The organism is Trinickia dabaoshanensis (genome assembly GCF_002879885.1).
Classification (GTDB): domain Bacteria; phylum Pseudomonadota; class Gammaproteobacteria; order Burkholderiales; family Burkholderiaceae; genus Trinickia; species Trinickia dabaoshanensis.
The window spans coordinates 65,568-84,716 of the sequence record NZ_PNYA01000005.1; the positions used below are offsets into that span (position 1 = coordinate 65,568).

Genomic DNA, 19,149 nt, shown 5'->3' on the forward strand with positions numbered 1-19,149 from the left:
CCTCATCCAAGAGGATAAATGGATGCGGAAAAGCCGCTATCGAAAAACTGCCCTAATAAGGACGAGGCTCAGGAAAGCTTAAGCAGCGCGCGCGAAGATGGACCACACAGCGTCGTACGGGACGCTTACAGCACGCTGTAGCGGCCATGGATGAAGGCCCGCGATTTGCTGTAATCCGAGTGGCCCCAAACGACGCGTTCTCGGGGAGCAACACTACGAACAGGAGTTCGCCATGAGATCGTCCAGCTTATCTTCCACGTCTGAACGAATACTAAGGGGCATCGCCGCCCTGCTCGCCCTTGGCCTGTTCGCAGGCTGTACCTCCACGACCGGCGTTCCGCCCAGCGCTTCGGGCTCCGCGCAAGCCGTCTATGATGCGAACGGCCATTACGGCGGCTGGGGCACGGGTTTCGGCAACGACGGCTCGCGCGGCCGAGGCTGAACATTTCGGACCGTGGCTCGAGCGAACGGGTGTCATGACGCTACGACGGCGACATGCCGGTTGGGGCCACCGTGCTCGAGCCTAAACGACGACAAGGCCTTTCGAAGGCCAGGCTCCGAAGAGTCCAGATAGACCGATCGCAATCATCAGCGCGATGCAGGCAATAAACGAAACATACAGATCGGATTTGATCGTTCTCATAAAAGCGCTCTTGGTCTCCAATTCGTCGCTCAATCGTTTTGACGCATTGTATTCAGCTCATTCAAACGAAAGCTGTCAGTGGCAGACAGCTTTGTAACAACAGCGACGGCCGGGGGTAATTACCGACGGAAATCGACGTTTCCTGACAGCCGGTAGACAGCTTGCGCTCCCTACCATTCGGTCACTGCTCGCCGGCAACGACTCCGCGAGCAGTACTCGCGAAAACAATCACATGCAGGAGACATTGATGAAAAGGTGGGCGAATTCGATCGACCAACGGCAGCGGTGGACTAGGAAGCCAACATCGATAGCAGCGCAATTGATGTGCTTTGCCCTCGCAGGACTGACTGTCGCACCGGCCGCGCACGCGGATCAACTGAGTCAGCTCGAAGCTGAAATTCACGACCTGTCGGCGCAAATTGCGCAACTGAAGGCCACACAGGCACAACAAGCGGCCACCCAAGCGAATCAAGCAAAGCAATTGGCGCAGCCCGTTGCCGTTGCGCAAGCGCCCGGGGTCGAACTCACTCCCATGAAGGCGGAGCAGTTGAGTGCGTCTGCCGAATACGTGCGGCGCGGAACGATGCCGCATTCGTTCATCGTTCCCGGCACCAACACGTCGCTCAGCATCGGCGGCTTCATCAACTTCCAAGGGATCTACGACCCGACCGAAAACCTCGGTCCGAAATTCGCAATCGGCAATTTGGATCCCAAAGGCAGCAACGCGCGCGCGCAATCGGAACACACGTTTCACTTCCAGGACAAAGTATCGCGCCTGGTCGTCGGCACCAGCACGCCTAGCCCCTACGGCAACATCACGACGAATTTCGGCCTGGACTTCTACGGCTTCACGTCGGGCGGCGACAACAATCAAGCGCTCCAGAACAATAGCTGGGGTGCGCGTATCGTGACCGCCTACGGAACGATCGGACCGTTCCTCGTCGGTATGGCCAATTCGAACTTCATCGACGATCCGGACTCGCTGGAATCGTTCGACAATGCCGGCCCCGCCGGCCTACCCGCCGCCCGCACGCCGCAGATCCGATACACGATGCATCTCGGTAAGGGCGGTGCGTTGTCTTTCGCGCTGGAAAACCCGCAAACGGGCTATCAAGACACGCGTGACAACATCGAGGCCAACACCAAAACGAATCCGCTTCCCGATCTTTCGGTGAAGTACGAACGCGAAGGCGACTGGGGCCACTTCCAAGTCTCGGGACTGGCCCGCGAGCTCGGCTTCACGGATCAGAACGGCGCGCGTAAAACGAAGTTCGGGGCAGCGGCGCTGATGGGCGTCACGTTCAATCTGCCTCACAGCAAAGACAACTTCGGCGGCCAGCTTTGGTACGGCGCGGTGGGCCGCTACCTGCCGGACGATTTCGGCGCGAACGTCGCATCCGTGCTTGCCATCAACAACGGGACGACCGCTGCCCCCACCGGCGCGACAGACGTCGAGGTTCAGCCGGACGCAGGCGCGGAGCTGTTCTTCCAGCACTGGTGGACGCCCAAGCTGCGCTCGAATCTGGGGCTCGGCTACAACCACCAGCGCCTCGCGTCGTTCCTGCCGGCCGACCCAACGAACGCCGTCACGACGAAGACCGCGCATATCAACCTGATCTACCGCCCGGTTCCGACCGTCGACGTCGGCCTTGAAGCGATGTACGGCCAAAAGACGTTCCAGTCCGGGACGGGCCTCGGAACTCAATCGGCCTGGCGCATGGAAGCAGGCGGTATTTGGCACTTCTAAAACCCGTTGCCTCAGCTTTGGCGGCATACGAAAAACCCGGTCTCGTATGCCGTCATTTAAAGGAGAACACACCCGTCAACCAGACCTAAGACTCGAGCACTGACCCATCTACCAAGAAGTCATCGCCGCTTTTTCCGATTCCCGTCTCGTTAGCAGGCGAACGCCCAGACAGGCGATCGGCCGGAAGCGCGAAACGGAAAAATCCGGCGGCGCAACATCCATGCAATCCACCCATCGATCGGCGATGGGCCCATGAAATAAGGTTTTTTATGTCAGATACATCAACGCGGCGAGGAGGCGTTCAGTTCTCCGGGGTAACGAAGCGCTTTCCAACGCGCGACGGCTCCGAAAAGACTGCGCTGCGCGACGTCGACCTCGTCATCGAGCCCGGCATGTTCTGCGCGGTGGTAGGCCCCACCGGCTGCGGCAAGTCCACCACGCTCACGCTCGCGGCGGGCCTTTATCGCCCGAGCGCCGGCGTCGTGCGCGTGTCGGGCGAGGTCGTCGACGGCATCACGAACGGGGCGGGCTTCGTCTTCCAAAACGATGCATTGCTGCCTTGGAAGTCCATTCTGAAGAACGTCGCGCTCGGCCCCATCTTCCGCGGCGTGCCGAAAAAGCAAGCTACCGAGGAAGCGCGCGAATGGCTGCGCACGGTCGGTCTCGCAGGTTTCGAAGACTATTTTCCCTACCAACTGTCGGGCGGCATGCGCAAGCGCGTGAGCCTCGCGGCTGCCCTCATCAACAAGCCGTCGATGCTGCTCATGGACGAGCCGTTCTCGGCGCTCGACGTGCAAACGCGCGCGATCATGTCGAACGAGTTGTTGCGCCTGTGGGAACGCACCCGCCCGTCGGTGATCTTCGTCACGCACGACTTGGAAGAGGCCATCGCGCTGGCGGATCGCGTCGTCGTCATGACGGCGGGCCCCGCCACGGTCAAAGCGGTCTTCGATATCGATCTGCCGCGGCCTCGCGGTGAGGTGCAGGAAATTCGGTTCCACCCGCGTTTCCTCGATCTCTATCAACAAATTTGGGAGTCCTTGCGCGAGGAAGTAGAGCAAGCGTATTCGCGCACGACCTCCGTTTCGAATCTCAAGGGGAATGCGGCATGACCAGCATGAACTCCAGCGTGCAACTAAAGTCGGGCCCGACGGACCCGGCCGATGTCGCGGGTAACGCGCGGCGCAAGGCCCAGCGCCGCAAAACGTATGTCTTGATCGGACGCCTCGCCTTATTCTTGCTGATCGTAGGCGGCTGGCAACTGCTCACCTCCTGGGGCGTCATCGATCCGTTCTTCTTCGGCTCGCCCACCGGGATCGTCGCCCGTCTCGCCGACTGGGCGCAGAAAGGCACGGCATACGGTTCGATCTGGCTGCAGATCTGGGTGACGCTCGAAGAGTCGCTGCTCGGCTTTGCCGTCGGCGTGGCGGGCGGCGTCTTCTTCGGCGTGCTCTTGGGAGAGATTCCTTATCTTGCCGACGTCGTCGGCCCGTACATCAAGGTCGTCAACGCGTTGCCCCGGATCGTGCTGGGTTCGGTGTTCGTCATGTGGCTGGGCCTCGGCATGCCGTCGAAGGTGGTGCTGGCCGCGGTGCTCGTGTTCTTCGTGGTGTTCTTCAACGCATTCCAAGGGGTGCGCAGCGTCGATCGCAATCTGATCGCCAATGTGCGCATTCTGGGCGCGTCGCGCTTCCAAGTGATCTGGCACGTCGTGTTTCCCTCGGCCATGACGTGGATCATCGCGAGCCTGCACGTGGCCCTCGGCTTCTCCATCATCGGCGCGATCGTCGGCGAATTCCTCGGGGCGCAGCAAGGCCTCGGTCTCGTGATCGCAACGGCGCAAAACACTTTCGACGCCAACGGGGTATTCGGCGCGATGCTGGTCATCGGCATCATCGCCCTCAGCGCGGAAGTGCTGATGGGCATGCTCGAAAAGAAGCTTCTGTCGTGGCAACCGCCGTCGGCGTCCGACGGCAACCGTCCCGGGATCTAACGATTGGGTATCCGGGAAATCAGTTAGGACTACTTCATAAGAGATCCCCCCGCGGGATCTCCAATAACCAAGGAGATGTGTGTCATGAAGCAGAAATCACGCGCGACGATATTGTTGGCCGGTTTGGCTTGCGCCGCCGGCGTATTCAGTTCGGCCGCGATGGCGGCCCCGCTGCCGAAAGTCACGATGATGGTCGGAGGCATCGACAAGCAGATCTATCTGCCGTATCAGTTGGCCCAAAACCTCGGCTACTTCAAGAAATACGGCGTCGACATGCAGTTGAGCACGGAAACGGCCGGCGGCGTGGGTGCGGAGGACGCCGTCGTGTCGGGCCAAGTCGATATGGCGGGTGCCTGGTATCTCCACACGATCGACTTCCAACTCCACGGCAAAGACGTGATCGACATCGTTCAATTGAGCGGTGCGCCGGGCGAGCGTGAAATGTGTACGCCGGATTCGGGCGTGAAGACGCCGGCCGACTGGAAAGGCAAGACCGTAGGTGTGACCGACGTTGGTTCAGGCACCGACGATCTGACGCTCTATCTGGCCGCACGCTATCACCTGACCTCGAAGGACTTCACGCGCGTAGGCGTGGGCGCGGGCCCGACGTTGATCGGCGCGCTCAAGCACAACCGCATCGTCTGCGGTATGACGACGCAGCCGACTGTCAACGCGGTCGAGAAGATGAAGGTCGGCGTCTCGACGATCGATTTGGCGACGGGCCCGGGTGTCAACAAGTGGCTCGGCGGCTATTGGCCGACGGCCAGCGTGCTCGCACGCGCGGATTGGGTGAAGGCCCACCCCACGGAGACGCAAGCGGTCGTCAATGCAATGGTCGCCACGATGCACTGGATCAACACGCACAGCGCAGCCGATATCGCGAATCATTTACCTGCCGACTTCGTCAGCAATCAGTTGTCGACGAAGCAAGAGTACATCGACGCGCTGGCGCAGGATAAAGGCCAATTCCTTCCCGACGGCATGATGCCCGCGAATGGTCCCGATACCGTCCTCGCTGTCGAAAAGCTGGCGGGCAAAATCGACAAGCCGGTCGATTTGGCCAAAACCTATACGAACGACTATGTGATCAAAGCGAACGCGATGCTCGCAAAGGAGGGCGGCGCCGGAAAATGACGAAACCTGAAATCCTCGCATAGCTACGATGCATAGAGCGGTGGCTTGCCCCGCTCTTCCCGCGGTACGCAAATCGGCGCCGCTCGGGTCCCTCCTCTCCCGAGCGGAGCCTCAGTTCCGTGAAAATTCATCGACACCGTGCTGCCGCACCTCGCGCGCTCACGACCTAGCGGCGTACAGCGGCGAACGCATTGGGGTAAATCCTGGCGCTTCAGGCCGCTTCGTGACAGCCGGTTGACAGCTTGCGGTCTCTACCATCGTCGATATCGGAGACGAATCGCGATACCCGGCGCTCAGACCTGCCCGCCGTATCGCATATAACGGGTGCCGAATTGCCGGCGCTCCCCCAGGGGGAAAAGACATGAAGATCGGGGCCAGGCTAGGCTTGGCATTTGGCGTACTCCTTGCCCTCATGGCCGGCGTGGCGATCATGGGCATCACGCAGCTTTATGTTATGGACGGCGCGCTGACCGATGCCGTCGACGTCAGCGGGAACGAAAACCGGCTCGTGTCGCGGGCGCTCGAAAGCGCTCAGGAGGCGGCAGCCGCAATGCGTAATTGCGTCGCGCTCTCCGACGATTCGCGCAAGGCCGCCGAGAAGCGCTCTTTCGACAACGGCATTGCAAACTATGAAAGCGCCGCGAAGAAGCTCGACGCCCTGTTCGGCGACGATCCCGGTGTGAGCGACGACGAGCGGAACCTTCTAAAGAAGCTGAACGCGGCTCGTGACAACGCGCTGCCGATCGCGAACAAGGTGCTCGGCCTTGCGCTCGCGAACGACCCTAGCGCCCGCGGCATGATGATGAACGATGCGGTTCCGGCACTGGACCGCTGGATCGCAATCATGGTGAAGTTCAGCGATTACGAAAACGAGCAGAGCAACGAAACGTCGGCCGAAGCCCACGACACATATGGAAGCAGCGTCGTGTGGCTGCTCGCGCTGTGCGGTGCCGGTATCGTAGGCGGCATCGCCGTCGCATGGCGCGCTACGCGGAGCATCACCGTGCCGATCCGGCAAGCGGTTCGCGTGGCCGAGACGGTGGCCTCGCGCGATTTGACTTCGCACATCGAGACCGCTCGACGCGATGAGATCGGTGCGCTGCTGCAGGCGCTTCGCGCAATGAACAGCAACCTGTCGGCCGTCGTCGCGGAGATCAGGTCGGCGACGGAGTCGGTGCAGGTTGCTTCGGAGGAAATCGCAAGCGGCAACGCCAACCTTTCCGCGCGGACCGAGGAGCAGGCTTCCTCGCTCGAAAAGACCGCATCGACGATGATGCAGTTGACCGAAACCGTACGCCAAAACTCGGACAATGCGCAACGGGCCAACGCCCTGGCGAGCAAGGCGGCCGACCTGGCCGAGAGCGGAAACGATGCGGTACAGGCCATGGTTGCGACGATCGAGAGAATCAGCGGCAGTTCGACGAAGATATCGGAAATCACGAGCGCAATAGAAGGCATCGCATTCCAAACGAACATTCTCGCGCTCAACGCTTCCGTGGAGGCCGCGCGTGCCGGCGAACAGGGGCGCGGCTTCGCGGTGGTGGCGAACGAGGTGCGCGGCTTGGCGCAACGCTCGGCCGCGGCGGCGAAAGAGATCAAGGATTTGATCGTGTCATCGGTCTCGATGATCCAGGATGGGGCCTTGCAGGCCGTCGAAGTCGGGGACACCGTGGGCTCGGCGAGGCAGGCGATCAAGCAGGTATCCGACATCGTCGGCGAAATCGCGGCGGCGTCGAAGGAGCAGAGTATCGGCATCGAACAGGTCAATCAGGCCGTCATGCAAATGGACGACGTGACCCAACAGAATGCCGCGCTGGTCGAACAGGCGGCAGCGGCCGCGAAGTCGCTCGAGCAGCAAGCAGCGGATCTGAACGGCGCCGTTTCTGTCTTCACGGTCGACGAGGACGCGATACGAATAAGAAAAAAAGACGCAGGGAAACAACGGATTGCGGCATGACCGCGAGGGCACGTAAATTGCAGATGACGTGCCTCTCGGTAAGGCGGTAACTAATCTCGTTGGCGATGTGCTCGCGAACGTAAAAAATTTCTAAATGCCGATCACCGCGAATGGTTCGCATGAGACGTTGGTGGCCTCGATGAAACTGCTGCTCATAGAAGACAATTTGGAATTTGCGCTTTGGCTCAGCAAGGCGCTGCAGGCCGAGCGATTCGACGTCGAATGCGTGCATGACGGTTCGGCCGCGATCGATCGCATCGGTCAATCCCAGTACGACTTGCTGCTCCTCGATCTTCGCCTGCCCGGCATGGATGGGCGCAACGTGCTCAGCAGCATTCGGCGCCGCCGCAATGACACGCCGGTGCTCGTGGTCACGGCCAACGCCTCGATCGATGCGAAGGTGGATTGCCTCGATCTCGGCGCGGACGACTACGTCGGCAAACCGTTCGAAATGCGCGAACTCGTGGCGCGCATCAAGGCATTGATCAGGCGGCATGGCCGCAGCAGCCAATCTGTCGTTCAATGCGCCGATCTTCAGTTCGACCTCGATACGCATGAATTCCGGGCCGGCGGCCAGCCGCTCGAATTGACGCTGCGCGAACATCACGTGCTGGAAACGCTGATGCTGCGGCAGGGCAAAACCGTCACCAAGGCGCAATTGATGGTCAAGGTGTTCGACATCGGCAGCGAAGCGAGCGAAAACGCCATCGAAACGTATGTGCATCGCCTCCGTCGCAAGCTATCGGGCTCGCAGGCCCGGATTCTGACGTTGCGCGGCCTCGGCTATCTGCTGCGCGACGCGAATGCCGCGACATGAACCAGTTGCGCGTACGCCTGCTGCTATGGGTGCTCGTGCCCATGACGCTGGTGTTGGCATTGATGGCCGTCGTCTCCTGGCAGAACGCCCGGAGCACCGCCCTACTCGTTCAAGATCGACGCTTGCTTGCGTCTGCCGAAGTCATGGCCGGTCAGGTGCGATGGCAAGGAGACCGGATCGGCGCCGAGACGCCTCCCGCCGCCCTGCAAATGTTCGCCTCCCGCGAGCAAGACCGCGTCTACTTCCAAGTGAGGACGGCGTCAGGCGAAGTGCTGGCCGGCTGGCCCGATTTGACGAAGGGCGATGCCACTCCGGAAGACGCCCCCCGTTATCGCAGCGTCGAGTACCACGGCGACGCGTTGCGCATGGTCACGCTGACTCGCCATCTATATCGGGGCGGCATCACGACGGCGGTCCTCGTCAGTGTGGCCGAAAGCCGCCATGCGTACCATCATCTGCTCCAAACGCTGTGGCGGCCGGTGCTCGTCCAAGAGTCCGCTCTGCTCGCGCTTGCGCTCGCGCTGATGGTGGTCGGCCTGACGCTCGAGCTCAAGCCCCTCCTCCATTTGCGCCGCGATTTGCAGGCGCGCGAAACGGATGACTTCAGCCCGCTCGGCACCGGGCAACTGCAACGCGAACTGCGTCCGATCGTCGACACCATCAATCAGTACGCCACGCGCCTGACCGCCCAAGTCAACATCCAAAAGCGATTCATCGCAGACGCCGCTCATCAGATGCGCACGCCGGTCGCCATCATGAGCACGCAGCTCGATTACGCAGCGCATCTGACGCAAGACCCCGAACTGAGCGAGACCTTGCGCGCCGTGCGTGCATGCGCGCGCCGGCAAAAGGACCTGATCAATCAATTGCTGAGCTTGTCGCACGCGGAATCGAGCCGCGCGGCGAATCTTCCGCGCAAGAAGGCGAAGCTGCTCGATCTCGTGCAAGAGGTGCTAGTCGATCTATCGGTGCTCGCGGACGACAAGGCAATCGACCTCGGCCTCAGTGCGACGAGCGCCGAAGTCGCGATCTGGACCTACCCCACGCTCGTGCATGCCATCGCGTTCAACCTCGTCGACAACGCGATCCGCTACACACCGGATGGGGGACACGTCACGGTCCATGTCGGCCCCGGCGAAAACGGTGGGGCCGTCTTGCAAGTGGACGACACCGGGCCCGGCATTCCGGACGCCATGAAGGCCCGCGTTTTCGAGCGGTTCAGTCGCGGCAACATGTCGGACAACGATGGCTTCGGGCTCGGGCTCGCGATCGTCGGCGAAGCGGTCAAAGCGTGCGGCGCCGATATCGAACTCGCGGCCCGGTCGACGGGAGGATTGAGCGCCATCGTTCGGCTACCGCTGGATCAAAGCTGAACGCAATTCGACGCGCCGCGCGTCTGTAGGTGCGCCGCGCGACGAACTACACCCAATACGAAGTGGAGAGACCACGATGAGTACTGTAAGACGCGCAGCGGCCATGACCGTGTTCGTGCTCGGCGCGTCCTTTGCAACGCGCGCCTGCTACGCCGACGATACGATCACGCTCATGGTGGGAGGCATCGACAAGATCATCTATCTGCCCGCGATTCTTGCCAAACGGCTCGGCTATTTCGAGCAGCCTGGACTGGACGTCAGCGTCGTGACGGAACCGGCGGGTGTCAATGCCGAAGACGAATTGATCGCGGGTGCGGTGCAAGGGGTCGTGGGCTTTTACGATCACACGATCGATTTGCAAAGCAAGGGAACGGAAGTGGAATCGCTGGTCCAATTCGCGTCCGCGCCCGGCGAAGTCGAACTCGTGGCGGCGTCGCATGCCGGGGACATCAAAACGCCCGCCGATTTCAAGGGGAAATCGCTCGGCGTAACGGGTCTGGGTTCGTCGACGGATTTTCTCACTCAATACTTGGCGAAGAAGTTCGGACTGGCCAGAAGCGACTACCGTCTGTTGCCCGTCGATGCGGACAAAACTTTCATCAATGCCATGCGCGCGCACCGCATCGTAGCGGGGATGACGACCGAGCCCACCGTATCGGAACTGCTTGCAAGCCGCGAAGCCAAGGTTCTGATCGATTTGCGCACCGAAGCGGGCACACGAGAAGCGTTGGGCGGTCCTTATCCGGCAGGATGTCTTTATATGCGCGCCGCTTGGGTGAACGAGCACCCGGACGCCGCGCGCAAGCTCACGCACGCTTTCGTGCGAGCGCTGCAATATATCCACACACATAGCGCGGAGCAGATCGTCGCGCAACTGCCCCGCAGCTATTACCAGAACCGAAAGGCGCTCTATGTAGGTGCGCTCGGGGCCTATCGGCACACGTTTTCTACCGATGGCCGCATGCCCGCGGACGGTCCTCGTACGGTGCTCGGCATCCTATCGACGATCGACCCGAGCGTGAAAGCAACGGACATCGATTTGTCGAAAACGTATACGACCGCCTACTTGGACGACTCGGAAAAATAGGTGTTTGCGATGAGGACGGCAATGGAGAGCATCGCAAAGACCGTGCTTCGTGCGTCCATGGTGGCTCAGTGAAAAAGGGGGCGCAGTCAATGAGAAGCAGCCGGCTCGCGCTTCTCGCGACGACCGGTCAATCCGATCATGACCGGCATCGCCAGTAGCACCAGCGGCAACTGCACCAATGCCCCGGCGATGATGGCGATTGCCAGCGGCTGAAGCATCTGGTCGCCCGATCCGCTGACCGCGGCGCCCAACGGTACGAGCGCGAGAATCATGGCGAGCGTACTCATGGCGATCGGCCGAAGGCGATTGAGTGCGGCCTCGCGCAGCGCTTCGCGCTTGCCCATCGTCTCGCGCAGCAACTGATACTCGGAGACGAGGAAAATCGCCATCTCCGTTGCGATCCCGATGATCATCACCATGCCCATCATCGCGGTGATGTTCAATTCGACGCCGGTCGCCCATAACCCGATGAATACCGCCCCGGTCGAAAACAAGGACGTCCCCATGATAACGAGCGGCACGAACAGTTCGCGGTACAGGAACAGCAGCAAGATGATTTCGGCCGTGACTGCCGCGGCGAACACTTTAATCATGCCGCGCACGGCCATTTGTTGCTGTTTGTATGCGCCGCCGAACGTATAAGTCACGCCCGCGGGAATCAAGCCCGGCTTGTCCAATGCGCTGCGAATCGCCGCGATCGTCGATCCGAGATCGTGGGACCCGCTGATTTGCGCCGTCACCGCGACGATTTGCCGGAGGTTGTCTCGCGTCAACTGCGGTTGCCCCGAAACGAAGCGCGTCGTCGCCACCGTGCCCAACGAGAAGATCGCACCGCTCGGCGCTCGGATAGGCAGGTCGGCAAGGCTGTCGCGGTATATCGGCGAATGCGGCGCCTTGAGCCAGAGCCGTACGCCGACGTCTTGCACCGTGCCGAGGTAACGCGTCACCACGCTGCCATTCAAATAGTGGTAGACCTGCTCCTTGACGTCGGCCGGGGTCATCCCTTTGAGCGCAGCCGCGGCGGGATCGACGTGGATGTCGAGCGCATCGCCCGCGGGCACGACGCCGGGGTCGACCGAGGCCGGCTCGACACCGGGCACCTTCGAGACCGTATCCGCCACCTTCTTGGCAATGGCGCCGAGCGCGTCCGGATCTTTCGCGCTCAATTGGACGACGACAGGCTGCCGGCGGCCCACCATGTCGCCGATCATGTCGCTCATCAATTGGTGCGTATCGAAATCGATGCCAGGGACTCGCTGCGTCACCTTGCTCGAGATGTCGTCCATCACCTTCCAGATGTCGGGGCGCTTGGCGGGATCGACGAGGTGAACGAAGAAATCACCCTGGTAAGTCTCGGTCAAATCGCCCCCGAGGCCGGCGCCCGTTCGGCGCGAATAGGTGTCGACGTAACGATTGCTCTTGAGAATCGCCTCCACCTGTTGCAGCTCGCGGTTCGTTTCACCGAGCGACGTGCCCGGTGCCGTTTGATAGTCGAGCACGAAGCCGCCCTCGTCCATGCGCGGCAAAAAGCCCGTCCCGACGTGGTGATACGCCACATAGCCCGCACCGGCCAGGACGACGAGCCCCGGCACGATGAGCCATGGCGCACGAAACATGGCGTCGAGCCAGCGTGCGTGCGTGCGGCGCATCCACGTATCCTTCCCGTGGCCCGGGTCCGTCCACGAACGGAAGTCGATCATCGCGCGGGCCAACAACGGCGCGGTGAACGCCGTCAAAAAGAACGAAATGATCAGCGCCGACGCCATCGTCAGCGAGAGGAACTTGAAGAAGGCGCCGGTCACCCCGTCCAAGAAAGCAAGCGGCCCGAAGATAATCGTCGTGGCGAGCGTCGAACCGAACAAGGGCGACAGAAATTCGCGCGCCGCGTGCAGCACGCCCGCGTTCGGATCTTCCTGATCGGGATGGCCGGCACGCCGCGCAATGTGCTCGATCATGACGATGACGTCGTCGATCAACAAGCCGATCGCCGCGGCGATACCGCCGAGCGTCATGATATTGAGCGTCATGCCGAGCAGCCAGAGAATCAGCACGCTGCATAGGACAGACATCGGCACCACGATCATCGCGACGGCCGTCACGCGCCAATTGCGCAGGAAGGCGAACAACACGCCGGCCGCGAACACGAGCCCGATCGCGATGGCCTCTTCCAACGCGGCGATCGACGATCGGACAAGTTGCGTTTGGTCGTACCACTTGTACAGATGGATCGCTTTGGACTGCGTTTTCATGAACGTGTCGAGCCGCTCCTGTACGAGCTTGGCCAGGCTCAACGAATCTGCGCGATCTTGCTGGTAGACGTCGAACGTCACGGCCGGATGGCCGTTGTTGTTGACGAGCAGCCATTGCGGCTCCGTCCCGAGCTTCACCTGGGCAATCTGCGAGAGCGGCACGACACTGCCTTTGCCCGTACGCACGGTAGCTTGGCGAACCGAATCGACCGATGTGAAGGCGTTGTTGTTGACTGCCAAGTAAAGCAAATCGTTATCTTCGAGCCGCCCGACGGCTGCGACGGTGTTCGTGGACGACAGCGCCTGCGCGACATCCGCGATTGTTAGCCCATAGGCTTGAAGCGTTTGCGGTGCGATCGACACTTCGACTTCCGGCGTCTGGCCGCCGAGGACGCCCACGCGTCGAATGCCCGGAATGCCCGTGAGCATCGGCAGAATCTGGTAGCGCGCGATTTGCCGCAGCTCGGAGGGCGACTTGCTGTCGGACTGTAGCGCATACGAAACGAACGGCATGATGACGTTCGGGCTCATCTGAATGGCGCCATACGTGACGCCTTGCGGCAGATCGGGCATCTTCTGCGCGAACGCGGCATCGACGCTCAGCAACGCCCGGTTCATATCCGAACCCCATGGGAAATCGACGAAGATTTCCGCCGAGCCTCGCGAAGTCGTCGACGACACGTCGACGGCGCCGGGCACCGCGCGCGCTGCCGCTTCCAGCGGCTCCGTGACGTCCACGAGCATTTGTTTCGCCGGCATGCTGCCCGCGTCGACCTCGATGCGAATGCGCGGAAAGCTCGTGAGGGGAAACAGGCCGACGGGCAGGCTGATCGCAGCATAGAGGCCAGCCAGCGTCAAAACGAACGCAACCGCCAAAACCGGGAGGCGATGACGGTGAAGCCATCCGGCAAACGTCATTGCGCCTCCTTCTTGCCAGGCTGCTCGACGCGCATGCTCATGCCGTCATCGAGCTGATAATTTCCGGAAAGAACGAGGGGCTGGCCGGGCTTCAATCCGTCGCCGCGAATCACGTCCTGGTCGCCGTGCGCGCCGGCAATGCTGACCGCGACCTTGCGCGCTTTCAGGCCATCGTCCTGCACGACATAAGTGCCGCCGTGGTCGTCGACGAGAATGGCGGCATGCGGAACCACATAGCCTTGCGTATCGCCAACGGTGATCGTGGCATCGGCCGCCTCGCCGGGCAGAAAGCGGCCCGGCGGCAAGGCGATCTCGATCGGGACCAGGCCGGTCGCGGGATCGACCATCGAGCCACGCTGGACGACGGCGGCAGGCCAGCTCTGCTCCTCGCCGACCGCCGTGACCCGAGCCGCGTTGCCGCGGCCGACCAGCAACGCTTGAGCGGGTACCGCGCCGACTTTGAGGATCGCTTTTTCGGGGCTCGCTAGGTCGAACAGCGGCGAGCCCGCCGAAACGATCGTTCCTTGCGAAGCGGCCACATGCAGCACGATTGCGCGGAAAGGCGCACGCAGCACTTGAGCGCCACCGGCGCCCTGCGCCTTCAGTGCGGCCAAATTCGATTGCGCGTCGGACTCGGCCTTCTGGGCATCCGCCAATTGCTGCGCGGTCGCGAGATGTTGCGCGAACATTTGCTTGGTCCGCGACAGCAGTTGCTCCGCCACCCGCTGAGCCGATTGCGCTTGTGCGTAGGCCGCCGTCGTTTGGGGGCTGGGCACGAGTTGCATCAACGGGGCGCCTGCGCTGACTTCTTCGCCCTCCCGAACGTACAGCGTTTGCACGGTTGCCGAAGTCGCCGCCATCACCGTTCGGCTCGCCGCAGCGGAGGCTTGGACCACGCCATACGCTTCGATCGTGCGCGGCAAGGTGCCTTGCCGGAGGGCCGTCTGCGTCACGAGCACGCTGGGAGCGGGAGCATCGGACGCGGCGATGGCATAAGTCGACCAGGCCGCCAATGCGACGGCGCCAAGAATCCATCGATTGTTCATTATTCGTTACCTCGGGAAGCGAGCGGATCGATGCGAGTTTGCGGAAGTCCCAAGCCGAGCTCCAATGCCAGGGCGATGCGTGCCTCGTCGAGTCCACGTTCGAGACCGAATACCTCGAGGCGCCGATCCGATGCTGTCGTTTCGTAATCCATCAGCGACCGTTGATCCAGGTTGCTCTGCGCGTAGGCGCTTCGCGCCGCTTGCGCTTGCGATTCGGCCGTCGCGGCGCCCAGCTGCGCCTGGACCAAGTCGGCGGCCATGCGGCGGCTGCGCGCGTCGAGCGCGAGGATGCTGGAGACCGTATCGTCGAGCCGGGCCTGATATTGCGCGTGAAGCAAACGGCGAGTGGCACGCGTCTTGGCCACTTCGCCCTGGTTCCGATTGAAGATCGGCAGGTCGAACGTCGCCGTCGGGCCGGCCGAACGCACGTCGGACGTGTCGGACCCGTACGTGCCGCCGAGAACGAATGCCGGGAACTGTCCGAGAATGGCGGCACGCACGCTTTCGTCCGACGAACGATAGCCGAGCTGAAGCGCGACGAGGTCCGGACGCCTGGCTGGAACGCTCGAGATCAGCGCGTCGAGATCCGTCGGCGCTGCGGGCACTTGGGGCGCGGCGATCGCAAATCGAATCCCAGGCTTCATTCCGAGCAGCGCATCGAGATCTTGCCAATTCTTGAGCTGGTCGAGACGCATCGAGGCGAGCGCGCGTTCGGCCGATGCCTGCGAGGCCAAGATGGGGCCGAGCTCGGTGAGGCTCAGGCTGCCCGCGTCCACGGCACGCCGAACGTCCGCGGCCTCTTTCGACAGCGATCGGAAGGTGGCCTCGCTGCTTTGGATCGAACGTTCGCCCCAATAGAGATCGACGGCCAGCAAGCGGGCCTTTTGCGCCACTTGCCATTCGTTCCAAAGCAGATTCGCGTTGACCTCGGAGGCATGCGCTTTCGCGGCCGAGACGCGGCTTCGGTAAGAGACGAGCGATGCGATGTCTTGCGCCAGCGACGCGGTGAATGCACCGGTCGTGCCCGGCCCGCCCAGCAACGCCGCGTAGCTCAGGCTCACGGACGGATTCGGCAGCGTCGCGCTTTGGGTCACATCCGCGCGAGCGAGATCGGACTCGGCGCGTTCGGTCAGAAGCTCGGGATCGTTGAGGATGGCGAGAAGGCCGACCTGATCGACGCTCAAAGGCTGGCCGACGTCGATCGAGACCGGGTTGGCTCCAGGCGCCGCAGGAGGTAACGTGTGCCGGATGTCCCCGATGCGATTGGCCAAGTGCGCATGTTCGGACAGCGGCAGAGGGTGATATGCGGCACACCCTCCGATGAGGAGCGCACAAGCCGTCAACCCGAGCGCGGACAGGAATCCGTTAGTCATGTCATTTCGTCCAGACCTTTCGATAAGCTTTCCGAGCGTTGTGCGGAAAGGCGAAATGGAGCGGGACGGACGAACGACATGCTCGCGAGATCCCCTCCCCGTTATCTCGCGATGTCGACCGAGGCGGGCGACCCTATCCGAGAATCAGCGCAGTGTGAACGGGGCTGGCTTAAGGAATGCTTATGCGAGTAGCTTGGTAGGCGGATTAACAGATCGATCGCGGCAAGGCGGTTTTCAAGAGCAACGTCGAATCGCGCGGCGTTCACCTTGAGGCAACACCCGATACATAGCGAGCGCGGGGTTACCATCCATACTTCAACTCGGCGCCCATGTAGTCGCCGTTGCGCCCGCCCGCCTCGCGCACGGCGCTTCCCACCTGAAAATGCACCGCTTCGACAGAACCGATCAAGTTGGCCGCGATCGTCCAATCCGCCCGCAATTGAACATACATGCCGGTCCATGCGCTGCCCTTCCCGGCGGTCCCGGGCACGGCCTGGTTAGCTTGTTGATAGACGGCATCGCCCGTCGTTTCTCGCCACTGAAAGCCCAACGCGCCTAGCAGAGCCAAATTGGCCGACGGCTTGAGCGTGATCGACGGCTTGACGTGGATCAAGTTCGTATAGCCGGTGTAGCCCGCGAGCGTGAAATAGTATCCGTTCGGAAAAAGCGCGTTGAACGTTTCCACTCGTCCGTCGTTCGGATGCCGGTCACCGGAGGCCGCGTCGATCTGCAACGCGACACGGGGCGACCACGCGGCATCGAAGGAATACCCGGCGATCGATCCGACCGCCCAAGCGCTCACCGTGCTCTGCCCTACAGATCCCGTTTGCAGCATCGCTTCGACGTCCCAATCGATGCGACTGTGCGTTCCGGTATAACGCAAATCCCATACATCGCGATGTTCATCTCCGGCTGCATCGATAAAACGCGCATTGTGCCGGTTGTAGCGCGACCAATAGCCGGATAGATCCCCGGGGCCTATGGACTGCCGCTCGAAACGCACCCCGCTGAACGTGATGTTGCGGTTCGACGTGTCGTCGAACGGTGCGGCTTCGCGGTACTGCACGGGCTGAGTCGCGTAAGCGATGAAACGCCACTTATCCCATTCATAGTCGACCCACGCTCCATCGAATGATTGGCGCACGTTAGGTCCATCGCGCACGGAAATGAATCGTTGCAGATCGAACGCCATCTGCTGACGGCCCACCCGTGCCTTGAACGTGCCAGGGCCAAGGCTGCCGGCGTAGGTTGCGAATAGCTGCTCGAGATCGAGTGGATTTTTGTCGACCGGCGTGATGTTGTTCTTGCCATATGCATGGGCATCTTCCCATTGCATGAAGAACTGCCAATGTTGCGCGATGTGCGCGTCGGCATCGACCTCGACCCGCTGAATCAAATACGTATCGCCCTTCACGGCTCCAATGCCGAACAGCGGCGCGTCGTTCGTCTCGACGCGCTCACGCAGATTCGCCCCGAGCGAGAGATAGGAATCGCCGCCGTATCCGAGCGGGATGTACTTCAACGCGTCGAGGGGCTCACGCGCGACGCAGGGATTCGCGAGCACCGACCAATCTTCTTGCCAGCGATTGAAGAGAACGGCCGGGCGCTTGACGTTGCAATCGCCGCTAACCCCCGCGGCTGAAGACGCCGCCGAACCCGGTGTCACCGCCGAATCGCTAGCCGATTCGGCGAGCGCCCAACGCGGGCATGTCAGCGATAAAGCGGCAATGGACGCCAAGCATACTGCCGTTCGTTTATTGCGCGAGAATGCGCCGCCCGCGCGCTTCGAAAATCTCATCGATCCGCACTCACTTCGCTACGCTGTCGTGAATCTCGGCGATGTAGCCGCCGGGGAACTGTACGATCGCCGCATCGCGCCCGTCCGACTCGAACGGCGGCACGAGCACGGTCACGCCGGCTGCCTGAGCCCGTCCCAAGGTCGCCGCGAGATTCGGCACTTCGTAACCCGTCAATTCGCGTCCGAACGGGTACGGCAAATGACCGTCGGAGACGATCACGGTCATCTTTCCAAATCCGGATTCGATGCGTACCCGGCGATAGGTCTCGTTTGGCTGCCCGATCTCGATACCGGGAGCGCGCGATACGTCGGACACGACCTTCCCATGCGAGAAAGCAATGAATTCTCGGATCAACTTGTCCGCGCTTTGAGTCGATACATAGACCCGGTTTTCCGGAACGGTCTGCAACGGATCGTAGTGCGGTGCCTGCGTATGCCAATACAACTGCATATGCAGACCGCCGGGCCACGAGACGATCGCATCGCGGCCGATCGGATCCGGGAAGGGGTCGACGACGACGTCGGCACCGTGCGCGCGCGCCGACGCAATCGCCGCATCCATATCGGTCACGAGGTAGCCCGTGCGCTCCGCGCCGAACGGATACGGGATCGGCGTCTTGAACCCGAACACGGAGATCGTGCCGGACGGCGTGAAAACGAGCTGCGATATCGTCTGGCTCGGCGTCGGCGTGACCTGAAACACGCCCTGCTGCGATTTGGTGCCGCCAAACGTCGCGACGAAGCTATCCGTGAATCGGTCGAATGCCTCCGGGTCCACGTAGACGTGCGTCGTGTCGTATTGCGGACCCACCGCGAAGGAAACGGGAGACTGCGATGCCGTCTTGGCAAACGCAGCGGGCGCGGCGACGAGTTCGCCCGCGATCATCAATGCCGCCAGGGCATACCGAATGAGTTTCATCGGAGGTTTTTCCTTGCATTATTAGTGGGTGACTGCGTATCGGCAAACCCGATCGCGCGCAGCGCTGCTGCCGCGACCGGTCGCGATCGGGGAAA

14 protein-coding genes are annotated in these 19,149 nt (G+C 61.8%); 9 read left to right on the forward strand and 5 right to left on the reverse strand.

Going from position 1 to position 19,149, the window contains the following annotated elements; all coding sequences use genetic code 11:
- Window positions 1-232: 232 nt before the first annotated feature.
- The 9 genes from C0Z18_RS32655 (at window position 233) to C0Z18_RS06935 (ending at window position 10,751) form a co-directional block, all read left to right on the forward strand.
- Window positions 233-442, forward strand: coding sequence for a hypothetical protein (locus tag C0Z18_RS32655; protein WP_146013960.1), 210 nt, complete (start codon window positions 233-235; stop codon window positions 440-442).
- A 523-nt stretch (window positions 443-965) separates the two neighbouring features.
- Window positions 966-2,390: a DcaP family trimeric outer membrane transporter gene (locus tag C0Z18_RS06900; RefSeq protein WP_233217215.1), complete on the forward strand. Its 1,425-nt coding sequence runs from the start codon at window positions 966-968 to the stop codon at window positions 2,388-2,390.
- Between the two features lie 269 nt (window positions 2,391-2,659).
- Entirely contained in the window at window positions 2,660-3,502 is an 843-nt protein-coding gene (locus C0Z18_RS06905; protein WP_102644655.1) for an ABC transporter ATP-binding protein, read from the forward strand.
- A gap of 5 nt (window positions 3,503-3,507) precedes the next feature.
- The gene (locus C0Z18_RS06910) at window positions 3,508-4,383 is read left to right on the forward strand and encodes an ABC transporter permease (protein ID WP_199189409.1); all 876 of its coding nucleotides are present in this window, start codon (window positions 3,508-3,510) and stop codon (window positions 4,381-4,383) included.
- Window positions 4,384-4,467: 84 nt separating this feature from the next.
- Window positions 4,468-5,517, forward strand: coding sequence for an ABC transporter substrate-binding protein (locus C0Z18_RS06915; RefSeq protein ID WP_102644657.1), 1,050 nt, complete (start codon window positions 4,468-4,470; stop codon window positions 5,515-5,517).
- A gap of 361 nt (window positions 5,518-5,878) precedes the next feature.
- Window positions 5,879-7,474, forward strand: coding sequence for a methyl-accepting chemotaxis protein (locus tag C0Z18_RS06920; protein ID WP_102644658.1), 1,596 nt, complete (start codon window positions 5,879-5,881; stop codon window positions 7,472-7,474).
- A 139-nt stretch (window positions 7,475-7,613) separates the two neighbouring features.
- Window positions 7,614-8,291, forward strand: a complete 678-nt coding sequence (locus C0Z18_RS06925; protein WP_102644811.1) for a response regulator — start codon at window positions 7,614-7,616, stop codon at window positions 8,289-8,291.
- The gene (locus C0Z18_RS06930; RefSeq protein ID WP_102644659.1) at window positions 8,288-9,664 is read left to right on the forward strand and encodes a sensor histidine kinase; all 1,377 of its coding nucleotides are present in this window, start codon (window positions 8,288-8,290) and stop codon (window positions 9,662-9,664) included. The genes C0Z18_RS06925 and C0Z18_RS06930 overlap by 4 nt, the downstream gene beginning before the upstream one ends.
- Before the next feature lie 76 nt (window positions 9,665-9,740).
- Window positions 9,741-10,751 (forward strand): ABC transporter substrate-binding protein, encoded by a 1,011-nt coding sequence (locus tag C0Z18_RS06935; protein WP_102644660.1) that lies wholly within the window; start codon window positions 9,741-9,743, stop codon window positions 10,749-10,751.
- A gap of 86 nt (window positions 10,752-10,837) precedes the next feature.
- Here the strand turns inward: C0Z18_RS06935 and C0Z18_RS06940 are convergent, their stop codons facing one another.
- The 5 genes from C0Z18_RS06940 to C0Z18_RS06960 all read right to left on the reverse strand — a co-directional run bounded on the left by C0Z18_RS06940 (window position 10,838) and on the right by C0Z18_RS06960 (window position 19,054).
- Window positions 10,838-13,918, reverse strand: coding sequence for an efflux RND transporter permease subunit (locus tag C0Z18_RS06940; protein WP_102644661.1), 3,081 nt, complete (start codon window positions 13,916-13,918; stop codon window positions 10,838-10,840).
- A complete protein-coding gene (locus C0Z18_RS06945; RefSeq protein WP_102644662.1) occupies window positions 13,915-14,964 on the reverse strand; it encodes an efflux RND transporter periplasmic adaptor subunit in 1,050 nt (349 codons plus the stop codon). The genes C0Z18_RS06940 and C0Z18_RS06945 overlap by 4 nt, the downstream gene beginning before the upstream one ends.
- Entirely contained in the window at window positions 14,964-16,337 is a 1,374-nt protein-coding gene (locus tag C0Z18_RS06950) for a TolC family protein (protein ID WP_102644663.1), read from the reverse strand. The genes C0Z18_RS06945 and C0Z18_RS06950 overlap by 1 nt, the downstream gene beginning before the upstream one ends.
- A 301-nt stretch (window positions 16,338-16,638) precedes the next feature.
- Entirely contained in the window at window positions 16,639-18,135 is a 1,497-nt protein-coding gene (locus C0Z18_RS06955; RefSeq protein ID WP_102644664.1) for an alginate export family protein, read from the reverse strand.
- Window positions 18,136-18,145: 10 nt separating this feature from the next.
- Window positions 18,146-19,054 carry a glyoxalase gene (locus C0Z18_RS06960; RefSeq protein ID WP_102644665.1) on the reverse strand — a complete coding sequence of 303 codons (909 nt, stop codon included), beginning with the start codon at window positions 19,052-19,054 and terminating at the stop codon, window positions 18,146-18,148.
- Window positions 19,055-19,149 lie beyond the last annotated feature (95 nt).